General features: G+C 40.9%; 18 protein-coding genes, 1 other RNA gene and 1 riboswitch. Of the genes, 12 read left to right on the forward strand and 7 right to left on the reverse strand.

The window, feature by feature from the left end; all coding sequences use genetic code 11:
• Window positions 1-67: 67 nt before the first annotated feature.
• On the reverse strand, window positions 68-214 hold the full coding sequence (locus tag K9B36_RS07365) for an anti-repressor SinI family protein (protein ID WP_223701375.1): 147 nt from the start codon (window positions 212-214) through the stop codon (window positions 68-70).
• Window positions 215-243: 29 nt separating this feature from the next.
• Window positions 244-343, reverse strand: a riboswitch (cyclic di-GMP riboswitch).
• A gap of 759 nt (window positions 344-1102) precedes the next feature.
• Here K9B36_RS07365 and K9B36_RS07370 point away from each other — a divergent pair.
• The 4 genes from K9B36_RS07370 to ssrA all read left to right on the forward strand — a co-directional run bounded on the left by K9B36_RS07370 (window position 1103) and on the right by ssrA (window position 5481).
• Complete coding sequence (locus K9B36_RS07370; protein ID WP_223701376.1) at window positions 1103-1843, forward strand: alpha/beta hydrolase; 741 nt, start codon at window positions 1103-1105, stop codon at window positions 1841-1843.
• A 174-nt stretch (window positions 1844-2017) separates the two neighbouring features.
• Window positions 2018-4378 (forward strand): ribonuclease R, encoded by a 2361-nt coding sequence (gene rnr, locus K9B36_RS07375; RefSeq protein WP_223701377.1) that lies wholly within the window; start codon window positions 2018-2020, stop codon window positions 4376-4378.
• A 101-nt stretch (window positions 4379-4479) separates the two neighbouring features.
• Window positions 4480-4947, forward strand: a complete 468-nt coding sequence (gene smpB, locus K9B36_RS07380) for an SsrA-binding protein SmpB (protein WP_223701378.1) — start codon at window positions 4480-4482, stop codon at window positions 4945-4947.
• Between the two features lie 192 nt (window positions 4948-5139).
• Window positions 5140-5481, forward strand: a transfer-messenger RNA (tmRNA) gene (gene ssrA, locus K9B36_RS07385).
• 339 nt (window positions 5482-5820) lie between these two features.
• Here the strand turns inward: ssrA and K9B36_RS07390 are convergent.
• On the reverse strand, window positions 5821-6219 hold the full coding sequence (locus K9B36_RS07390; protein ID WP_223701379.1) for an LAGLIDADG family homing endonuclease: 399 nt from the start codon (window positions 6217-6219) through the stop codon (window positions 5821-5823).
• Window positions 6220-6569: 350 nt separating this feature from the next.
• Window positions 6570-6983, reverse strand: a complete 414-nt coding sequence (locus tag K9B36_RS07395) for a VOC family protein (protein ID WP_223701380.1) — start codon at window positions 6981-6983, stop codon at window positions 6570-6572.
• Window positions 6984-7468: 485 nt separating this feature from the next.
• On the opposite strand from K9B36_RS07395, the gene K9B36_RS07400 reads away from it, so the two are divergent.
• The 3 genes from K9B36_RS07400 (at window position 7469) to K9B36_RS07410 (ending at window position 10707) form a co-directional block, all read left to right on the forward strand.
• Entirely contained in the window at window positions 7469-8764 is a 1296-nt protein-coding gene (locus tag K9B36_RS07400) for an ABC transporter substrate-binding protein (protein WP_223701381.1), read from the forward strand.
• Between the two features lie 84 nt (window positions 8765-8848).
• Window positions 8849-9841 (forward strand): carbohydrate ABC transporter permease, encoded by a 993-nt coding sequence (locus K9B36_RS07405; RefSeq protein ID WP_317889864.1) that lies wholly within the window; start codon window positions 8849-8851, stop codon window positions 9839-9841.
• On the forward strand, window positions 9838-10707 hold the full coding sequence (locus K9B36_RS07410; RefSeq protein ID WP_223701382.1) for a carbohydrate ABC transporter permease: 870 nt from the start codon (window positions 9838-9840) through the stop codon (window positions 10705-10707). Before K9B36_RS07405 ends, K9B36_RS07410 begins: the two co-directional genes overlap by 4 nt.
• Before the next feature lie 45 nt (window positions 10708-10752).
• Here K9B36_RS07410 and K9B36_RS07415 read toward each other — a convergent pair whose 3' ends face one another.
• The 3 genes from K9B36_RS07415 to K9B36_RS07425 form a co-directional block, all read right to left on the reverse strand.
• On the reverse strand, window positions 10753-11265 hold the full coding sequence (locus K9B36_RS07415) for a DUF3231 family protein (RefSeq protein WP_223701383.1): 513 nt from the start codon (window positions 11263-11265) through the stop codon (window positions 10753-10755).
• Window positions 11266-11388: 123 nt separating this feature from the next.
• Window positions 11389-12018 carry a LysE family transporter gene (locus K9B36_RS07420; protein WP_223701384.1) on the reverse strand — a complete coding sequence of 210 codons (630 nt, stop codon included), beginning with the start codon at window positions 12016-12018 and terminating at the stop codon, window positions 11389-11391.
• Window positions 12019-12230: 212 nt separating this feature from the next.
• Complete coding sequence (locus K9B36_RS07425) at window positions 12231-12386, reverse strand: hypothetical protein (RefSeq protein ID WP_223701385.1); 156 nt, start codon at window positions 12384-12386, stop codon at window positions 12231-12233.
• Window positions 12387-12523: 137 nt separating this feature from the next.
• On the opposite strand from K9B36_RS07425, the gene K9B36_RS07430 reads away from it, so the two are divergent.
• On the forward strand, window positions 12524-12697 hold the full coding sequence (locus tag K9B36_RS07430) for a YozQ family protein (RefSeq protein WP_223701386.1): 174 nt from the start codon (window positions 12524-12526) through the stop codon (window positions 12695-12697).
• Between the two features lie 231 nt (window positions 12698-12928).
• Window positions 12929-13675: a glucose 1-dehydrogenase gene (locus tag K9B36_RS07435; RefSeq protein ID WP_223701387.1), complete on the forward strand. Its 747-nt coding sequence runs from the start codon at window positions 12929-12931 to the stop codon at window positions 13673-13675.
• Window positions 13676-13717: 42 nt separating this feature from the next.
• Here the strand turns inward: K9B36_RS07435 and K9B36_RS07440 are convergent, their stop codons facing one another.
• The gene (locus K9B36_RS07440; protein ID WP_223701388.1) at window positions 13718-13999 is read right to left on the reverse strand and encodes a hypothetical protein; all 282 of its coding nucleotides are present in this window, start codon (window positions 13997-13999) and stop codon (window positions 13718-13720) included.
• 1753 nt (window positions 14000-15752) lie between these two features.
• Here K9B36_RS07440 and K9B36_RS07445 point away from each other — a divergent pair.
• The 3 genes from K9B36_RS07445 to K9B36_RS07455 are packed head-to-tail and all read left to right on the forward strand — an operon-like array spanning window position 15753 to window position 18534.
• On the forward strand, window positions 15753-16475 hold the full coding sequence (locus K9B36_RS07445) for a ThuA domain-containing protein (RefSeq protein ID WP_223701389.1): 723 nt from the start codon (window positions 15753-15755) through the stop codon (window positions 16473-16475).
• Window positions 16476-16491: 16 nt separating this feature from the next.
• Window positions 16492-17529, forward strand: a complete 1038-nt coding sequence (locus tag K9B36_RS07450; RefSeq protein WP_223701390.1) for a Gfo/Idh/MocA family protein — start codon at window positions 16492-16494, stop codon at window positions 17527-17529.
• 36 nt (window positions 17530-17565) lie between these two features.
• On the forward strand, window positions 17566-18534 hold the full coding sequence (locus K9B36_RS07455) for a sugar phosphate isomerase/epimerase family protein (protein WP_223701391.1): 969 nt from the start codon (window positions 17566-17568) through the stop codon (window positions 18532-18534).
• Window positions 18535-18545: the final 11 nt, after the last annotated feature.

An 18545-nucleotide genomic window follows, 5' to 3' on the forward strand; every position in this document is an offset into this window, starting at 1 on the left:
TATTATAGCATATAACGAAGGGGTTGTTAGCTATTTAGAACAAAATTACATATGATAATTGAAAAAATCAGAGGTTTTTATATGTAGAGTTTGAAAAGTTATGTAAGAACTCTCTAATTTCATCTGAACTTATACCCATATCAAGGGCATCACCAATTAATTCCATCCACTCCTTATCTAAATTTTCAGTTAAATTAGTCAACGTTTTCTCCATCCTTTTCCCTCCTAAAATACTTTGGTATTTCAGGCAGCCCAGCCATCCTGGTAGATTATCTAATATCCTACTACGTTAGATCTGTAGACTTTGCGTCCTTGTTTTTCAACAAGTTTGCCTTTTACTGTTGTGGATACATACAACTTTGGTATTACTACCAACGACCTTCCTATACTCCAAATTTATTATAATTTAACTATTTATGGAATGTTGCAGATTGATGTCGAATCCCTTAAGTTATTTTAAAAAAGTTCTTTGAGGCATATGACACATGTTAGTAAAGGAGAAAAGTCGTATAAATTAGTTATTGGTATAGATATTTTCGGGCAGAATAAACAATATTATTTTTTACAAAAAATTTATTTTTGTCGATATCTGTGGCCAAACCAACAAAGTGTAAAGTTCAACCTAGATCGAAAAAAATAAGTAGTTAAAGCAATAAAGAGACCTAGTATAAAGATAGACAGCCATGCTAAATAATATGATCTTTTGATTTGAATAAATGGCAACTTATGTTTTCACTGCCCACCCTGTGTATTGAAGTGGAAGGTGATTGACTCCAGCGGGAGATAGCGGTAGACGGGAGACCCCACAGGCGCAGCCGAGGGATCCCGCCCCGCCCCGCGGAAAGCAATCACCTGAAACGGAAAGCAACAGGGAGTTCAAAGGTAACCTTCGATACTAAGGGTTGTATTTAAGCAGGATAAAACCTTCAACAACCTCTCCACCTACTCTTTATGGTAAAATGTTCTTTTCTAGTCTAATTGTAGCTGATAATGAAAAAGGCTATTTTCACACAGCTTGATGTTTTTATATAAGCTATTGAAAAGAAGCCCTATAAAAAGAGTAACATACTATAAATAGCATACATAGAAAGGATAGGTTTAAATGAATGTGAAGTTGCCAAAGCCATTTACCTTTGAAGGAGGAGATCGTGCAGTGCTGATGCTGCATGGATTTACCGGGAACTCTGCGGATGTGAGGATGATGGGCCGTTATTTAGAAAAGCGCGGATATACGTGTCATGCACCTCAATATAAGGGGCATGGTGTACCGCCAGAAGAATTAGTTCATACGGGGCCTGAGGACTGGTGGAAAGATGTAATGGGAGCTTATCAATTCCTGAAGGGTAAGGGGCATGAAAGCATTGCTGTCGTAGGACTTTCGCTTGGAGGCGTATTTTCCTTGAAATTGGGTTACACTGTACCTGTCAAGGGTATTGTGCCTATGTGTGCACCAATGTATATAAAAAGTGAAGAAATAATGTATCAGGGTGTACTCGAATACGCGAAAGAATGGAAGAGGCGTGAAGGAAAAGACCCTGAGCAAGTCGAAAAAGAAATGAAAGAGTTTGAAAAATCACCGATGGGTACGTTAAAGGCACTTCAAGGATTGATTGCAGAAGTCCGCGACAATGTCGATATGATATATTCCCCGACGTTTGTGGTACAGGCAAGACATGACAATATGATTAATACCGATAGTGCCAATATTATCTATAATGAGGTAGAGTCAGAGGGGAAAAAAATCAAGTGGTATGAAGAGTCCGGTCATGTGATTACGCTTGATAAAGAGCGGGACCAATTGCATGAAGATGTTTATGAGTTTTTAGAGGGACTGGATTGGTAATTATATAGTTAAATATGCAATAAATTTTAATTTACTGTCTAGCTACAGCGGCTAGCTCCTAGTGTGATAAACTGTTTTCTTCAAGAGGTCAAAGCCGACCACATGCAGATATCATCTTATACCTATCGGAGCTGAACAAGCCGCTATCGCTTTTCAACTAAGGAGGGTTATTTAATGGAAGAAATCGTTCAGCAACATGTACAAAAGCTTCTATCCTATATGAAGGAAGAGGCATACAAACCGTTGACTACCAAGGAGCTTGAAGAGGCTTTTGGAATTAAGGATTCGGAGGAATTTAAGGATTTTGTAAAAGCGCTCGTTCATATGGAAGACCAAGGGCTTATCGTTCGAACTCGCAGTAATCGCTATGGGTTACCGGAGAAAATGAATTTAATCAGAGGGAAAGTGATTGGCCACTCGAAAGGCTTTGCTTTTGTTATGCCTGAGGAAGCGAATATGGATGACGTGTTCATCCCACCGAACGAATTAAACAATGCGATGCATGGTGATATCGTTTTGGTTCGAGTAAACCAAAAAGCTTCCGGAGACTCGCGCCAGGAAGGTACAATTATCAGAATTGTCGAACGTGGGGTAAAGCAAGTTGTAGGTACATATACCGAAAGCAAGAGCTTTGGCTTCGTAATACCTGATGATAAGAAAATGGCCAATGACATTTTTATTCCGAAGGCTGCGAGCAATGGAGCGGTGGAAGGTCATAAGGTAGTAGTGAAGCTTGTTACGTATCCAGAGGGGCGTTTAAGTGCTGAAGGGGAAGTTATCGAAATTCTTGGTCATAAAAATGATCCTGGAGTAGACATTCTTTCTGTTATTCATAAGCATGGACTGCCACAGGAGTTTCCAAAAGAAGTGTTAGATCAGGCGAATGCTGCTCCAGATGAAATTGATGAAAAAGACCTTGCAGGAAGACGTGACCTTCGTGATCAGGTGATCGTGACGATTGATGGCGCAGATGCAAAGGATCTTGATGATGCGGTTACAGTAACAAAACTGGACAACGGCAATTACAAGCTTGGTGTTCATATCGCCGATGTAACGCACTATGTAACAGAAGGTTCTCCACTAGACCAAGAGGCGCAGGAACGCGGAACAAGTGTCTATTTAGTAGACCGAGTGATTCCGATGATTCCACACCGTCTGTCCAATGGAATCTGCTCGTTAAACCCTAAAGTGAATCGTTTAACGATGTCTTGTGAAATGGAAATCAACACTGCTGGGGAAGTTGTAAAGCACGAAATTTTCCATAGTGTTATCAAAACAGCAGAGCGAATGACTTATACCGATGTGAAAAAAATCTTGGTTGATAAGGACGAAGAGGTAATCGCGCGTTATGAGCCATTGGTTCCAATGTTTCAGTTAATGGAAGAACTAGCAGGGGTGCTTCGTCAAAAGCGGATGACACGTGGTGCGATTGATTTTGATTTTAAAGAATCAAAGGTAATTGTGGACGAAGAAGGAGCACCAACGGATGTAGTTCTGAGAGAACGTTCCGTTGCCGAGCGTCTCATAGAAGAGTTTATGCTTGTTGCCAACGAAACGGTTGCCGAACATTTCCACTGGATGAATGTACCGTTCATCTATCGTGTGCATGAAGATCCTAAGGAAGAAAAGCTGCAGCGCTTTTTTGAATTTATAACAAACTTCGGATATGTTGTAAAAGGGAAAGGAAATGCTATTCATCCTCGTGCCCTTCAAGAGGTTATTGAGGCGGTTCAAGGAAAGCCGGAGGAAATGGTTGTTTCCACTGTCATGCTTCGCTCCATGAAGCAGGCAAAATATGACGAGGAAAGCCTAGGACACTTTGGACTTTCTACAGATTATTACACCCATTTTACATCACCAATCCGACGTTACCCGGATTTAATTGTCCATCGTCTAATTCGAACGTATTTGATTGAAGGCAAGCTGGATCATACCACAAAGGAAAAATGGAATGAAAAATTACCAGCCATTGCTGAGCACTCCTCCAATATGGAGCGTCGAGCGGTAGATGCCGAGCGGGAAACAGACGATCTGAAGAAATCCGAGTATATGCTTGATAAAATCGGTGAAGAGTACGATGGTATCATCAGCTCTGTCACGAATTTCGGAATGTTCGTTGAGCTTCCAAATACAATTGAAGGACTTGTCCATGTCAGCTATCTAACAGATGATTATTATCGTTATGACGAGCGCAATTACGCGATGATCGGAGAAAGAACAGCAAAAATTTATCGTATTGGTGACGAAATTACGATTCGTGTAGTGAACGTCAACAAGGATGAGCGTTCGATTGATTTTGAAGTGGTCGGCATGAAAGGTACGCGCAGACCCGATACAAAAACAGCTCCACGTGTGATTCAAAGCGATCGTAAGAAGCCTGCCAAGGGACGTAGTCAAAAACGCAAACAGGAAAGCGACATTGACGACATCCAAATCGGCTGGAGCACACAAGGACCTGACAAGAAAAAGAAAAAATCAAAGCAGTTTTTCGAAAATGCGCCAAAGCAAAAACGCACCAAAAAGAAAAAGAGATAAAGTCACAAGAAGAAGAGGGCTAGTGTTAAAGCTCTCTTTTCTTGTAGAACCCTCGTAAATTTGGTAAAATATTCACTACTGCAAGAAGGGGGAGATACAGCATGCCAAAAGGGGAAGGCAAAGTCATAAGCCAGAATAAAAAAGCAAATCATGACTATGCAATCGAACAAACCTATGAAACGGGAATGGTCCTGCAGGGTACAGAAATAAAGTCCCTTCGTAAAGGCCGGGCCAATCTAAAGGATTCCTTTGCACGCGTCCAAAACGGTGAAGTGTTCCTGCATAATCTTCATATAAGCCCATATGAACAAGGAAACCGTTATAACCATGATCCGTTACGTACAAGAAAACTGCTTCTTCATCGCAAACAGATTAATCAATTGATTGGGCTAACGAAAGAAGAAGGCTACGCGCTCGTACCTTTAAAAATCTATTTAAAAAATGGCTATGCCAAACTATTAATTGGATTAGGTAAAGGGAAAAAGAAATACGACAAGCGTGAAGATCTTAAAAAGAAAGAAGCAAAGCGTGATGTGGAAAGAGCATTCCGCGAGCGTCAAAAGGAATAGTTCTTCTCTTTTTACAATAACTTACAATTGCAAAGTTAGACAGATATGCTATAATGAAGTTGTCGCTGATAGCCGGTGGCACTTTGATAATTGAATAGCTAACTTATTAGCCTAATTATCTTTCCCGTTAACACCTCGAAAAGTGCTTGTTGATTTAAACTTCAACAGGGACATTTACAATCGAGGGGACGTTACGGATTCGACAGGGATAGTTCGAGCTTGGGTTGCGAGTCGAGGGGATCGTCCTCGTCAAAACGTCAAAGCCAATAATAACTGGCAAACAAAACAACAACTTCGCTTTAGCTGCGTAACAACAGACTATAGCGGTTCCTCCCTCCATCGCCCATGTGGTAGGATCAGGGACTCACTCTAAGTGGGCTACGCCGGAGATCACCGTCTGAGGTCAAAGGAAGAGAACAACCAGACTAGCTGCTAAAAAGCCCGTTGATAGGCTGATTAGTTAGCGAAATACTAATATATCAACTACACTCGTAGACGCTTAAGTGGCGATGTTTCTGGACGTGGGTTCGATTAATTATTAGTCGCCTTGTATGGCAACATACAAGTGAAAATCTGGCTTTATCGGTGAAACCTAAGTCGCGCATATTGTAGCGATAAGGCAATGCCGAGCGGTATGTGGAGTAATCCAACAGCCGTGTATCGACTCATAGGTTGCCACATCTGTGGTAATACTAGGATGCGAAATCTCTGGTTGCAATAGCAACTAAAAAATACGGTTCGCATAATACGCCAGAGGGCCTCCTTACCGAGGTTCAAGATATAGTCAGTGCCATGACGAAAGCATGGAACAGCATGTCCCACCGTCTCCATTTTAAAAGTAAAAGACCGCACATCATGTGTGGTCTTTTTTATTTAGAGTTTAAAAAAGTGATCTTCAAAAGAAAGTTTCAGCTTTAAGTCACAAGCATTATATTTTCCGTTCCTTTTTGTAACCTTATTATAGTTCTCTAAAATAAATTTAGCCCTCTCCCTTTTTACATTAACCCTCAAAAAAGGGTAAATATGTTCTAACAATAAGAATACTTCACTCTTAATCTTAACGTTTAGAGTAAAAGAGTCTTTGTGTTTTTCTGGATTATAATTCTTTTTATTTATTATTGTTCCGCCTGCTAAGGATCTTATATATTCTAGTAGTTCGTAATCAGTGGAAGATATGGTAATACAAGGCCTTCTGAATTCACTTATATGCATCCTTGATAAAGTAATACTTCCTTCTCCATCAATAATCCCAGCAATATAAGCAGCTTCCAATCTTGCATAACATCTCCTCCTAATTTTAATTAAGCACCAACATATTCATTAAAACCGTTATACTACTTCCAATTAATATACACAAAAAGGGGGCCCTTCCCAATGAATTTCTAAAACAAAACCGTCACCCTCACTGGTGCAGCTAACGGCATCGGGAAAAACATTGCTAAGACATACATCAAAATCTTCTATTTTGCAAAAGAATAGGACGATATCGTTTAAATAACCGTTGCTTGGGGTTAAATGCAGGATTCACATTGTTTTTTGAGAAAGGGGGATTTGAGTTGCTTGTGAGGAAAAAATTTCTAAGCGCTACAAGAACAAAATTCTTGGAGCGCTTTCTTCAATTGTTATTGTGGTTTCGTGTAGTTCAAATCCCACTTCACACCAAAGGGATCTTGTACGCCTCCATACTTTGCACCCCAGAATGTATCTTGAAGCTCCATCAGTACATTGCCGTTTTCACTTAGGCGTGCGTATAGCGTATTGATTTGTTCTTCGCTTTCCATTTCCAGCATAAGAGAAACGTTGCTGCCTACTTCGACTGTTTGTCCTGGGAAGCAGTCGGAAGCCATCAAAGTCAGGTTTCCTTTTTCAAAACGAGCATGCATGACTAGGTTGTCGACTTCAGGTGGAGTAGGGAAGTCTGCTTCGCCAAAGGTCTGGATCCCCACAATTTCACCTTTAAACACCTCTTTATAAAATTCAAGGGCTTCTCTTGCATTTCCGTTAAACGATAAATAAGGTACGGCTTGATGCTTCAAGTTCAACACTCCTTCAATTGAATATGTACTGACTCTTTCATTATATTTTGGTGCTGATAAAAAGTAAAGAACATACGTTCGACAAATAATAATAAGTTTTTAATTACTCTTAAAGTTTAATGTAGAAGTTGTGATGGTTTCTAGCAGTTGAATGGAGCCAAAAGGCGTAGACTCCAGTGTGAGGTAGTGGTAGACCGCAGTCGAAGCCTGAGGTCGCTGAAGGTCTCCTCCGGGAAAGGAACAGGAGTTTCCAAAAGAACCAACCTATTCCCATAGTAGAGTAGTAAAAGTCTTCCCCTAAGGATTGGAATGGCAGGTTAGAGGGTCCCTTTTACCGCTCATGGATAAGCGAACAACTAAAACAGAATGAAACAGGGAGTTCAACCAGTAATCGAATATTTTTCACCATCTAGGTTTAACCTCATTTACTTTGTGGTAACTAGATTTTATGACTTAATTTATTACATACATAGGAGGAAAGTTAATTGAAAAAGCTATCATTCTTTATTACTTGCATGCTTATTATTTCAATGATTACTGGTTGTAGTTCTTCTAGCAATAGCGCCGCTGAGGCGGAAGCGCAGGAAGGTAAAGTGGTTTTGGACTTTTGGACCTTTTGGGGGTCTGAAACAAGAAGACCTATTATTGAAAAAATTATTACCGATTATAACGAGTCCCAGGATGAAGTGTATGTAAAGCATACTTTCCTGCCATGGGGAGATATATGGACGAAAAACCTGGTTTCCATTGCATCTGGAAAGCCAGCAGACGTGATTGTTAATGACATCAATTCGGTTGCACATCGTGCGGAAAATAATCAGGCATCTGAACTGACTGATTATGTGGATGATGAGTTCAAAGAGCAATTTTACCCTCATTTATGGGATATGGTAGAGACGGATGGGAAAACTTTTGCTGTACCGTTTACTACAGATACGCGAGTACTTTTTTATAATAAGAAAGCATTCGAGGAAGTAGGATTAGATCCTGATTCTCCTCCAGCTACTTGGGAAGAACTGGAGGAATATGCGAAAAAGCTTGATGTAAAAGAAGGAGACCGCTATGAGCGAATCGGTTTCTATCCTCTATGGGGAGGCATGGGAGCAGACTCATGGATGATTAATGCAGATGATGGACAAGGCCTGATCGAAGATGGAGAAGTTTTCATTAACACCGAGAATAAAGCAAAAGGGCTGCAGTGGGTGTTAGACTGGCGTAATCATTATGGCAGTAAAAATGTTGATGCTTTTAGTGCCGAATTCGGAAGTGAGCAAGCGAATCCGTTCATCTCAGGTAAAGTAGCGATGTGGGTAGATGTTGGAACGTTCTATACACAAATTCGTGATTATGGACAAGACATGGAAATCGGTGTTGCGCCAATTCCGGCAGCAGAGGAATCGACAGGCAATTGGAGTGCCGGCGGTGGATTTGTGGTGGAAGTTCCTGAAGGTTCCGATAATCCAGAGGAAGCGATGGATTTTATAAAATATTTAACGGGTCCTGAGGCACAGAAGTATTGGGCAGAGAAAAACTACGACAATGTAGCAAACATTGAAGGATCTGAAGCGGCATTAGAAGAGCTTGATGGCCAGGAAAAAGAAGTGTACGGTTTTATGATTGAGAACCTCGAATATACACAGCTATTCCCGGTTCCTGTTGATTATCCGGACTATTTGGACCAAGTTAATCCGGTCATTGATCAGGTGTTATTAGGTGAAGTAGAGCCTGAGGATGGCCTGGAAAAAGCGGAAGAGTCTGTGGAAAAAATAAAAAGAAATTAATAATAAAGCTAAAAAAGAAAGTGGGGCTAGGCCTTGCTTTCTCTCTTTTGTTTTTTCTATAGGGGATATGAGGAGTGAAGCTGGATGAGGGTGAATCAAACAGGAGCCGCAGGAAAATCCATTACAACCGAGATGAATCACGAAAAAAAAGGAATTATCAGAGCGAGAAGAGGGAAGGTTTCCAGAAGCAAAAAGGAAAATCTGATGGGCTACTTGTTTATTAGTCCTTGGTTGATCGGTTTTTTTGGTTTAACTCTTGGACCAATGCTTTTTTCGCTATACGCAAGTTTCACAGATTATAATATAACATCCAAAATGAATTTTATCGGATTGGCAAACTATAAAAAGATGTTTACGTTTGATGATCTCTTTACGGTGTCTTTATGGAATACATTGTATTATGTGGCATTCACTGTTCCGCTAACGACCATGGGGGCAATTTTGATTGCAGTATTACTTAACCAGAGGGTAAAAGGGATTAATGTGTATCGCACAATCTTCTATTTACCTGCAGTTCTTTCTGGTGTAGGTGTATATTTTCTGTGGATGCAAATGCTCAGCCCTTCCACTGGTCTTGTGAATACAGTGCTTGCCTGGTTTGGCATTGCAGGTCCGGCCTGGTTATTTGATCCTGAATGGACAAAACCTGCCTTGGTACTGATGAAAATGTGGAGTGTTGGCGGCGGAATGCTGTTGTACCTTGCAAGCTTACAGGGAGTATCGAATCAAATGTATGAGGCTGCTACACTAGACGGAGCAAATGTTTGGCATCGGTTTCGTTACATTACAATCCCAATGATCAGTCCCATCATTTTCTTTGACATTGTAACAAGCACAATTGGGTCTTTCCAGGTTTTTCAAGAAGCATACGTGATGAGTGAGAGCGGTAATGGTGGTCCTGCAAATTCATTATTGTTCTATAATTTACATATGTGGAAGAATGCCTTTGAAATATTTGATATGGGGTATGCATCTGCGATGGCTTGGGTATTATTCTTAATTGTTCTTATACTAACTGTGTTCCATCTTTATATCAGTAAAAAATGGGTGCATTATGAAGGGGGGCATGGGAGATGAGTGAGGCAGTTAAGCCAAAATGGTACAAAACAACTACCTTCACTTCCTCGCTTAAAAAGTGGGTAGTGTCACTTATTTTAATAGCAGGAAGCATCCTGTTTTTATTGCCGCTTTGGTGGATGATCTCCACTTCTTTAAAGTCTCCACAGGAAATTGCGCAATACCCGCCAAGTTTTTGGCCGGATGAATTTTTATTTTCAAACTACCTTGAAGCTTGGCAGACTGCCCCATTCACAAGGTGGGCGTTGAATACTTTGTTTGTTGCAGTAGTTGGAACGATAGGTGCGGTACTAGTTAATTCTTTGGTTGCCTATGGTTTTGCGAAGATTCGTTTTAAAGGAAGAAATGTTTTATTCGTCATTATCCTTGCTACCATGCTGATTCCAGGCTTTGTGACCATGGTACCGCAGTACATGTTATTTTCAAAATTAGGCTGGGTGAATACCTATTTACCTTTAATTGTTCCTGCCTTTTTCGGTAGTGCTTTTTTTATTTTTCTTTTACGACAATTTATGATGACAATCCCGAATGAGTTGATGGAGGCCGCAATTCTGGATGGAGCAGGCCATCTCCAAATTTGGTGGCATATAATGATTCCGCTAACAAAGCCTGCCCTTATCACTGTAGCAATCTTTTCGTTTAATGGCGCCTGGAATGACCTGCTTGGGCCATTGCTCTATTTGAATGATGAAAATTTGTACACCTTACAGATTGGTTTACAAACGTTCAAAGGATCGGTTCAGACGCAGTGGCATTACCTGATGGCCATGTCTGTCACGGTACTTATGCCTGTTGTCGCGTTATTCTTTTTCTTCCAGCGTTATTTTATCGAAGGATCGAATCTTTCTTCAGGTACAAAAGGGTAAAGATACTGAAAAGGGCAATCTCCTAGGAGGCTGCCCTTTGTTAGATTATTCTTTTTCTGGAACTTTCAAATGAAGTGGTGGAGGAATTAACCAGGCTTTATTTTTATTAAGCTTTAACATTTTTGCCCCAAATTGGGCTTTGGTCATGTGAAACTGCCCGAACATAAGGGCAACATCTTCTCTTATTGACTGTCCGATAATGCCGCTGCATGTCACTAGAGCTTTAGCGACATCCATTGAGACTGTTGCACTAATTTCAGGGTCATTGAATCTTGCACCGACTGGAATATCCTCGAGCTTTGCAACGGGACGTTCCGGTGGAGCTGGTGGAAGACCAATTCCGTTCGCTTTTAATAATTCTGCAATCTGTTGCGATTCATTTTTCATTCCTTGAATTGCCTCTTCTAATAATTTCTTCAAATCCTCATCACCAGTATGGTTAATGAATGTTTGATAGCCAGCTACTAGACCATTGTTGGTGGAAAGGTAGGTCCAAATTCCAAAGACTTCCCCATAATGTAACGGCTCATCTTGAGGATTACCATTTAAAATTCCCATAACGACACTCCTTATATCAGATAGATTCATGTGTATCTCCCCGGGTTAGTTGATATCTAACATTTATTAGGATGTGAAAATTTCGTAATAAAATACATGTTTGTAATGAAGCTGAATTTAGTTTTAACCAAAAAGTACTTTATATGCCTGAATACCGAAATACAGGCCAAAGCCAATCATCGAGACGGAGGATAAAATGGAGATGATAACAAGCAGATTAGTGCTTAAAAGTTTTCGTGCTAGGCTGGATATGGTTGCCATCGTAAAGTCCCACAAAAGAATTCCTGCTATAATGGCGAGGCTATAGATAATTAGCTGTGATTCCGAAAAGGTTGCTGCTGTTTTTGCGAGCACAGAACCATAAATTCCTAGCCAAAAAAGAATGGTTAATGGATTGGAAATCGACATGAGAAAACCGGTAGAAAAGGATTTGATCAGAGATGCTTTTCCTAGCGAGCCTTTGATGATGTTGGTTTTTCCTGTCGAAAGTAAGCTTTCGATTCCAGTATAAGAGAGAACAAAGAACCCAAATAGCCATAGAAAGGTCTTGATAAAGGGGGAATCAATAAAATTAATCAGACCTAAATAGACCATTGCCATATAGAGGACATCGGCAATTAATGCTCCAACGCCAAATATCCATGCATGAAAAAAACCATATCGTATCCCCTTGTCCAATTGTGCCGCATTCACCGGTCCTATAGGAGCAGCAAGCGAAACTCCTAACAGTACATAAGTAAAAATAGAGTTCATAGTCTACCTCCAAATTTGTATCTCCTACATCTTATTCAGAGGGGCCAGCTTGTACGACAACTATCTAAAAAAAGAAAACCCTGCTCTTTTTAGCAGGGTTAATTGTTTAGTCCTTGCTTAATGCAGTTATTGCTGCCTGTGTTTCTTGTAGGTTTCGTAGCATTTCTCGCGCGTGCTGCAACTGTATTGTCTCTTCCTTACTATAGTTGCTATTAGCCGACCATACATTCGTGAACCAAGGCTTGGGCGTTAGCTAGCAGCACATGGGCATGCTGTAATTCCTGGGGACCATTATGTGATTGAGCGTGGTAAACGGCATCTTGCGCGTGGGTTACTGCCTCTTTAACTTGAATAACATTTGCGTCCATATTCTTCCCTCCATAACTGCTATTGGTATTATTGTGAATGCTAGGGGTTTTTTTATTCATGTAATCAATCTATATATAATGAGCATTCTAAAGATGAGTAGTGAAAAAAATTAAGAAAAGGTAGGGAGGTGGAAAGAATGGCCAACCGTAAAAAAGAAACGAATAGCACTGAAATTGCAGGAAGAATATACGAAGTAGAGGATTATAAGCGCCAAGATCAACTGTCCCAAGGATTAGCAGAAACACATGAACAGGTGAGTGATGCCTATATGGCAGGAGAAACATTCCAGGAACCGAAAAATAAAAAATAGGCTCTGTAAAAGACGAGGGTTGATAATAAGAGCTTCTCCAGCAACGCCCCGCGGATAGTGTAGTCTTTTGAGCAAAATCAACAGCGATGTTTAACTTAGCCTAAAAATAAAAGTAGAGGGAACCATCTCTCTGCTTTTTTCTCATTTTTTTAGTACGGTACTCTATTTTTGTAAACGGGTAAGAAAAAAGCTATAATTCTTTAAAACCGTTACAAAGGAGAGGAGCATTATATGGACTTTCAAGACAAAGTAGTAATCATAACAGGTGCTGCAAATGGTATTGGTAGGGGGATAGCACAAGAGTACGCCAAAAAAAGCGCCATCATCGTGTTGGCTGACCTGGATATAGAAGCTGGTAAAGAAGTTGAAAAGGAGCTTAAGGAGAAAGGAACAAAAGCACTCTTTGTGCAGACGGATGTAAGTAAGGACGTGGATATTGTCCATCTCATTAGCAAAACAATGGAACAATTTCAACGGCTTGATATTCTAATTAACAATGCAGGGATAACGAAATTCCAGTCTCCTTATGATTTGAGTATCGAGGATTGGGATCTTGTGATAAATACGAACCTCCGTAGCGTATTCTTAGGGTCAAGAGAAGCTGCAAAACACATGAGGGAAAATGGCGGCGGTGCAATTGTGAATATCGCTTCTACACGTTCGGCCATGTCAGAGCCCAACTCAGAAGCCTATGCAGCCTCAAAAGGCGGAATCGTAGCAATCACGCATGCGCTTGCAGCCTCCTTAAGTGAAGACATGATAACCGTGAATGCTATTTCACCTGGATGGATTGAAACAGGAGACTATTCAAGCTTAAGAGAAAAAGACCATGAACAGCATCTCTCAAAAAGGGTCGGCAAGCCATCGGATATTGCCAAAGCATGCTTATATTTAACAGACAGTGAAAATGATTTTGTTACAGGAACCAACCTGATTATTGATGGGGGAATGACCCGTAAGATGATATATGAGGGATAAGATGAATAAAAAAAGAAGCTCATCTTGTATAAAATGAGCTTCTTATTTTTCTGGCTTTAGAACTGTTCTTTGCAACGCTTCACCAGTAGCTTCGTTTTCCATAAACATATATCGCTTTTCATCCACTATAAACCGTCCATTTTCCATATACTTGACGGATCTTCCTTGGCTTTCCAATCTTTTTAGAATTGCATTTATATAGTCATCCTGATTAACATTACTTTCTTCAAAGTCTAAAATTATATGGTCTTGTTTATAGCCCATCCACCAATTAAAAAAGAAGAGGAATCCTATCCCGAATATTAATGCAATGATAAACTCCATATTCCAGCACCCCCACTTACAATGTATCTTTTTTAAATAGCTTTTACTAAAGGATGTTTTTTTAAACTAGCAAAACGAAGAAATCTTTCACCTGTGATGAAAAATTAGGGGCAGTTTAACGCCGCAGTTGATCTCCACGAAAGGCTTCGCGTCCGCGGGGTGCTTGGGAAGCCTCTTCGGCTGCGCCAGCGGGGTCTTTTTCCTAACCACTACCTCCCTGCAGGAGTCTCCGTTTTCTTACCGATCCACAGCTGGGAACTTAAAATTGCATGTTGCTTATTTAAAACAGAAATCCATCGGCTGGCAAAGGAATACCTATCTACTCATGGGATCTTCATAAGATAACAGGCACTTTATACACCGCTGTTCCTCTTCACGAAAGGCTTCGCGTCCGGCGGGGTGCTTGGGAAGCCTCCTCGGCTAAACGCCTGCGGGGTCTTCCCAAAGCACTACCTCCCGCTGGAGTCTCCGCCTTTCGTTCCGATCCACAGCTGGGAACCAAAAGTTCAATAGGTGGTCATTAAGGTCCTTTAAACCGACTCACATATATAAAACTTAGAATTCTATATAAAAACTGATTACTATAATCAAGGGGGGAAATGACCTAATATCTAAAGTGTTTTCCCCTGTGTATTGAAGTGGAGGGTGATCGACTCCAGCGGGAGATAGCGGTAGACGGGAGACCCCACAGGCGACGCCGAGGAGGCTGCCGCACCGCCCCGCGGAAAGCGATCACCTGAAGCGGAAAGGAACAGGGAGTATCAGATCCACCCTACCTATTACCAAGACAGTATTTAAAGATGCCGCGATATATTCAAATAAGAGTAGGGCCTAATATCTAAAGTGCTCCACCCTGTGTATTGAAGTGGAGGGTGATCGACTCCTGCGGGAGATAGCGGTAGACGGGAGACCCCGCTGGCAACGCCGAGGAGGCTCCCGCACCGCCCCGCGGACAGCGAGCACCTGAAACGGCAAGGAACAGGGAGATTCAGAAGTAACCGACCTAATATCAGGAAGTGTTTAAAGATGTCGCAACATAATCAAAATAAGAAAAAGTCCTAATATATAAGGTGCACCGCCCCGCGGAAAGCGAGCACCTGAAACGGAAAGGAACAGGGAGATTCAGAAGTAACCTACCTAATATCAGGAAGTGTTTAAAGATTTCGCAACATAATCAAAATAAGAAAAAGTCCTAATATATAAGGTGCACCGCCCCGCGGAAAGCGAGCACCTGAAACGGAAAGGAACAGGGAGATTCAGACGTAACCTACCTAATATCAGGAAGTGATTAAAGATTTCGCAACATAATCTAAATAAGAAAAAGTCCTAATATATAAGGTGCACCGCCCCGCGGAAAGCGAGCACCTAGAACGAAAAGGAACAGGTAGTCAAACTAGCACTAAACTTTTAACAGAGTTGAGCTAGCCGAAACAAAGTCGGAATATTTCAATCTAGTTCGGACATAAACATTGTAAACGCTTTACTCTCGTTTTATAATAGAGGGGTATTGAAGCACAATTAAAACCTGAGCTCCTTTATGGGAACGTTCCCATATATGGACAAGCCGTTAAAGTGGTTAAAAAATAATTTAGAAATATTTTATTGAACCCTTGTGTTTCTTGACCTTTATTTAATAGAACATTAAAGGGTCCTTAGGTGCCCATGGATAAGTGAACACCTGAAACAGAAAGCAATAGGGAGTAAGACGAGAATCTAATTTTATTTTGAGTATACATGAAGGGAGAAATATAAAATGATAAAAGTTACAGTGTGGAACGAAAACCGTCACGAACAAACAAACGAAAAAGTTAGAGAGGTCTACCCGGAAGGAATACATGGTGCCGTCTCTTCATTTTTAAAGGAAAATGGCTTTGATGCAGGTACAGCGACATTGGACGAAGCGGAGCATGGTTTAACGAAAGAAGTGCTGGATAATACGGATGTATTGGTATGGTGGGGCCATGTGGCACACGACGAAGTAAGCGATGAAATCGTTAACCGTGTAAAAAATAGAGTATTAGATGGTATGGGCTTGATTGTTCTGCATTCTGGACACTTCTCAAAGATCTTCAAAACATTGATGGGTACGACATGTGACTTGAAATGGAGAGAGGCTGACGAAAAAGAAAGAATCTGGGTTGTTTCTCCAGGTCACCCGATTGCTGAAGGCATTGGCGAGCATATCGACCTTGAAAGAGAAGAAATGTATGGCGAGCATTTTGATATTCCAGATCCAGATGAGCTTGTTTTCATTAGCTGGTTTGAAGGCGGAGAAGTGTTCCGCAGCGGCTGCACCTATAAAAGAGGAAAGGGAAAAGTGTTTTATTTCCGTCCAGGACATGAAACCTATCCAACTTATTATAACGAAAAAGTGCAAAAAGTTATCTGCAATGCAGTAAACTGGGCAAAACCGACAGAATCTGGACCAGTATATTACGGAAATGCAAAACAATTAGAAGAAATTAAAAGTAAATAATAAGGGGGACTTACAAATGAAAAAATTACGAGTTGGAGTTGTAGGATGCGGAAGCATCGCGAAACACCGTCATATTCCAGAATACCATGCGAATAAAAACGTTGAACTTGTGGCTTTCTGTGATGTCGTAAAAGGGCGTGCAGTAGAAGCATCAGAGCAATATGGTGGAACTGCCTATGAAGATTATAAAGAGATGATTGACCGCGAAGAACTGGACATCGTAAGTGTTTGTACACCGAACTATTTACATGCACCAGTTTCCATTTACGCATCAAAAGCAGGAAAGCATGTGTTATGTGAAAAGCCGATGGCGACTTCAAAAGAAGAAGCGGACGAAATGATTGCAGCGGCAAAGGCTTCAGGTAAAAAGCTGATGATTGCCCACAACCAACGTTTTGTTCCTTCGCATCAGAAAGCCAAACAACTTCTTGAGAGTGGCGAAGTAGGAAAAATCTACAGCTTCCGAACAGCTTTTGGCCATCCAGGACCTGAACGATGGAGTGTGGATGGTAAAGATAGCTGGTTTTTCCGTAAAGAACAGGCATTTATTGGAGCAATGGGGGACCTTGGTGTACATAAATCCGACCTTTTGCGTTATTTATTAGGAGAAGAAATCGTTGAGGTTGGAGCTTTTATCGAAACTTCTGCGAAGGAAAATACGGATGTGGACGATACTGCGGTATGTGTATTAAAAACAGAAAGCGGTATTATCGGGACGCTTGCTGCAAGTTGGTCTTATAAGCGTGAAGATAACTCGACGATTATTTATACTGAAAAAGCGGTATTACGCTTAGAGGATGATCCGACCCATTCATTGGTCGTTCAATATGCAACAGGCGAAACGGTTCGCTATGAATTAGGGAAGATTCAAAGCAATGACAGTGATGGACAAACTGGCTCTCACGTGATTGATCATTTTGTTTCTAGTATTATTGATGATACGGAAGTATTAGTAGATGGAAACGAGGGCAAAAACTCGTTAGTAGTAATTTTGGGAGCGCTAGAGTCCAACGAAACAAAACAAATTGTTAACTTAAAAAATGAATTGAACTAAAGATTTAGTTAGAGTAAAAGAGGAGTGTGAAAACTGATGAAACTTGGCGTATTTACCGTTCTTTTTGCAAATAAATCCTTTACTGAAATGCTTGACTATGTGAAAAGTGCTGGTCTGGATGCAGTAGAAATTGGTACTGGAGGATATCCAGGAAACAGTCATTGTCCGATAGATTCTTTATTGGAGGATGAAAGTAACCGAAATCTTTATATGGAAGAAATTCATTCGCGTGGCTTACAGGTAAGTGCATTTAGTTGTCACGGTAATCCTATTGCCCCTGATAAAAAGTTTGCTCAAGAGTCTCACGAAGCATTAATAAAATCGATTGACCTTGCTCATTTGACGGGTGTTCCGGTTGTGAATTGTTTTTCTGGTGTCCCAGGTGACCATGAAGAGGCAAAAGCTCCGAACTGGCCTGTAGCACCTTGGCCCAATGAATTTAGTGATGTTCTGAAATGGCAGTGGGAGAATAAGCTTATTCCATACTGGAAAGAGGTTGGGAAGTACGCAGAAGAACGTAATGTGAAAATCGGTATCGAGCTTCACGGTGGTTTTCTCGTACACACCCCACATACCCTCTTGAAATTAAGAGAATTGACTTCGGATGCCATTGGTGCAAACTTAGATCCAAGTCATCTTTGGTGGCAGGGAATCGATCCTGTGGCAGCAATAAAAATCTTAGGTTCCAAGGGTGCAATTCATCATTTTCATGCAAAAGATACCTATATCGATCAGGATAATGTTAACATGTACGGTCTGACGGATATGCAGCCTTATGGAGAAATCCAAAAGCGTGCATGGAGCTTCCGTTCGGTTGGATGTGGCCACAATGTACAAGAGTGGTCGGATATGATGAGTGCATTGCGTACCTACGGATATGATTATGTTGTTAGCATTGAGCATGAAGATCCAATCATGTCGATTGAGGAAGGGTTTTCCCGCGCAGTTTCCAACTTGCAATCGGTATTAATCAAAGAACAACCATCTGAAATGTGGTGGGTTTAAACTTTTAAGAG

It is taken from the genome of Sutcliffiella deserti (assembly GCF_020037475.1).
GTDB classification, from domain to species: Bacteria; Bacillota; Bacilli; order Bacillales; family Bacillaceae_I; genus Sutcliffiella_A; species Sutcliffiella_A deserti.

What these genes read in the sequence shown, in the direction of transcription:
- K9B36_RS07365 (WP_223701375.1), bottom strand. Translation starts at nt 214, where the DNA reads ATGGAGAAAACGTTGACTAATTTAACTGAAAATTTAGATAAGGAGTGG.
- K9B36_RS07370 (WP_223701376.1), top strand. Translation starts at nt 1,103, where the DNA reads ATGAATGTGAAGTTGCCAAAGCCATTTACCTTTGAAGGAGGAGATCGT.
- rnr (WP_223701377.1), top strand. Translation starts at nt 2,018, where the DNA reads ATGGAAGAAATCGTTCAGCAACATGTACAAAAGCTTCTATCCTATATG.
- smpB (WP_223701378.1), top strand. Translation starts at nt 4,480, where the DNA reads ATGCCAAAAGGGGAAGGCAAAGTCATAAGCCAGAATAAAAAAGCAAAT.
- K9B36_RS07405 (WP_317889864.1), top strand. Translation starts at nt 8,849, where the DNA reads ATGAGGGTGAATCAAACAGGAGCCGCAGGAAAATCCATTACAACCGAG.
- K9B36_RS07410 (WP_223701382.1), top strand. Translation starts at nt 9,838, where the DNA reads ATGAGTGAGGCAGTTAAGCCAAAATGGTACAAAACAACTACCTTCACT.
- K9B36_RS07415 (WP_223701383.1), bottom strand. Translation starts at nt 11,265, where the DNA reads ATGGGAATTTTAAATGGTAATCCTCAAGATGAGCCGTTACATTATGGG.
- K9B36_RS07420 (WP_223701384.1), bottom strand. Translation starts at nt 12,018, where the DNA reads ATGAACTCTATTTTTACTTATGTACTGTTAGGAGTTTCGCTTGCTGCT.
- K9B36_RS07425 (WP_223701385.1), bottom strand. Translation starts at nt 12,386, where the DNA reads ATGGACGCAAATGTTATTCAAGTTAAAGAGGCAGTAACCCACGCGCAA.
- K9B36_RS07430 (WP_223701386.1), top strand. Translation starts at nt 12,524, where the DNA reads ATGGCCAACCGTAAAAAAGAAACGAATAGCACTGAAATTGCAGGAAGA.
- K9B36_RS07435 (WP_223701387.1), top strand. Translation starts at nt 12,929, where the DNA reads ATGGACTTTCAAGACAAAGTAGTAATCATAACAGGTGCTGCAAATGGT.
- K9B36_RS07440 (WP_223701388.1), bottom strand. Translation starts at nt 13,999, where the DNA reads ATGGAGTTTATCATTGCATTAATATTCGGGATAGGATTCCTCTTCTTT.
- K9B36_RS07445 (WP_223701389.1), top strand. Translation starts at nt 15,753, where the DNA reads ATGATAAAAGTTACAGTGTGGAACGAAAACCGTCACGAACAAACAAAC.
- K9B36_RS07450 (WP_223701390.1), top strand. Translation starts at nt 16,492, where the DNA reads ATGAAAAAATTACGAGTTGGAGTTGTAGGATGCGGAAGCATCGCGAAA.
- K9B36_RS07455 (WP_223701391.1), top strand. Translation starts at nt 17,566, where the DNA reads ATGAAACTTGGCGTATTTACCGTTCTTTTTGCAAATAAATCCTTTACT.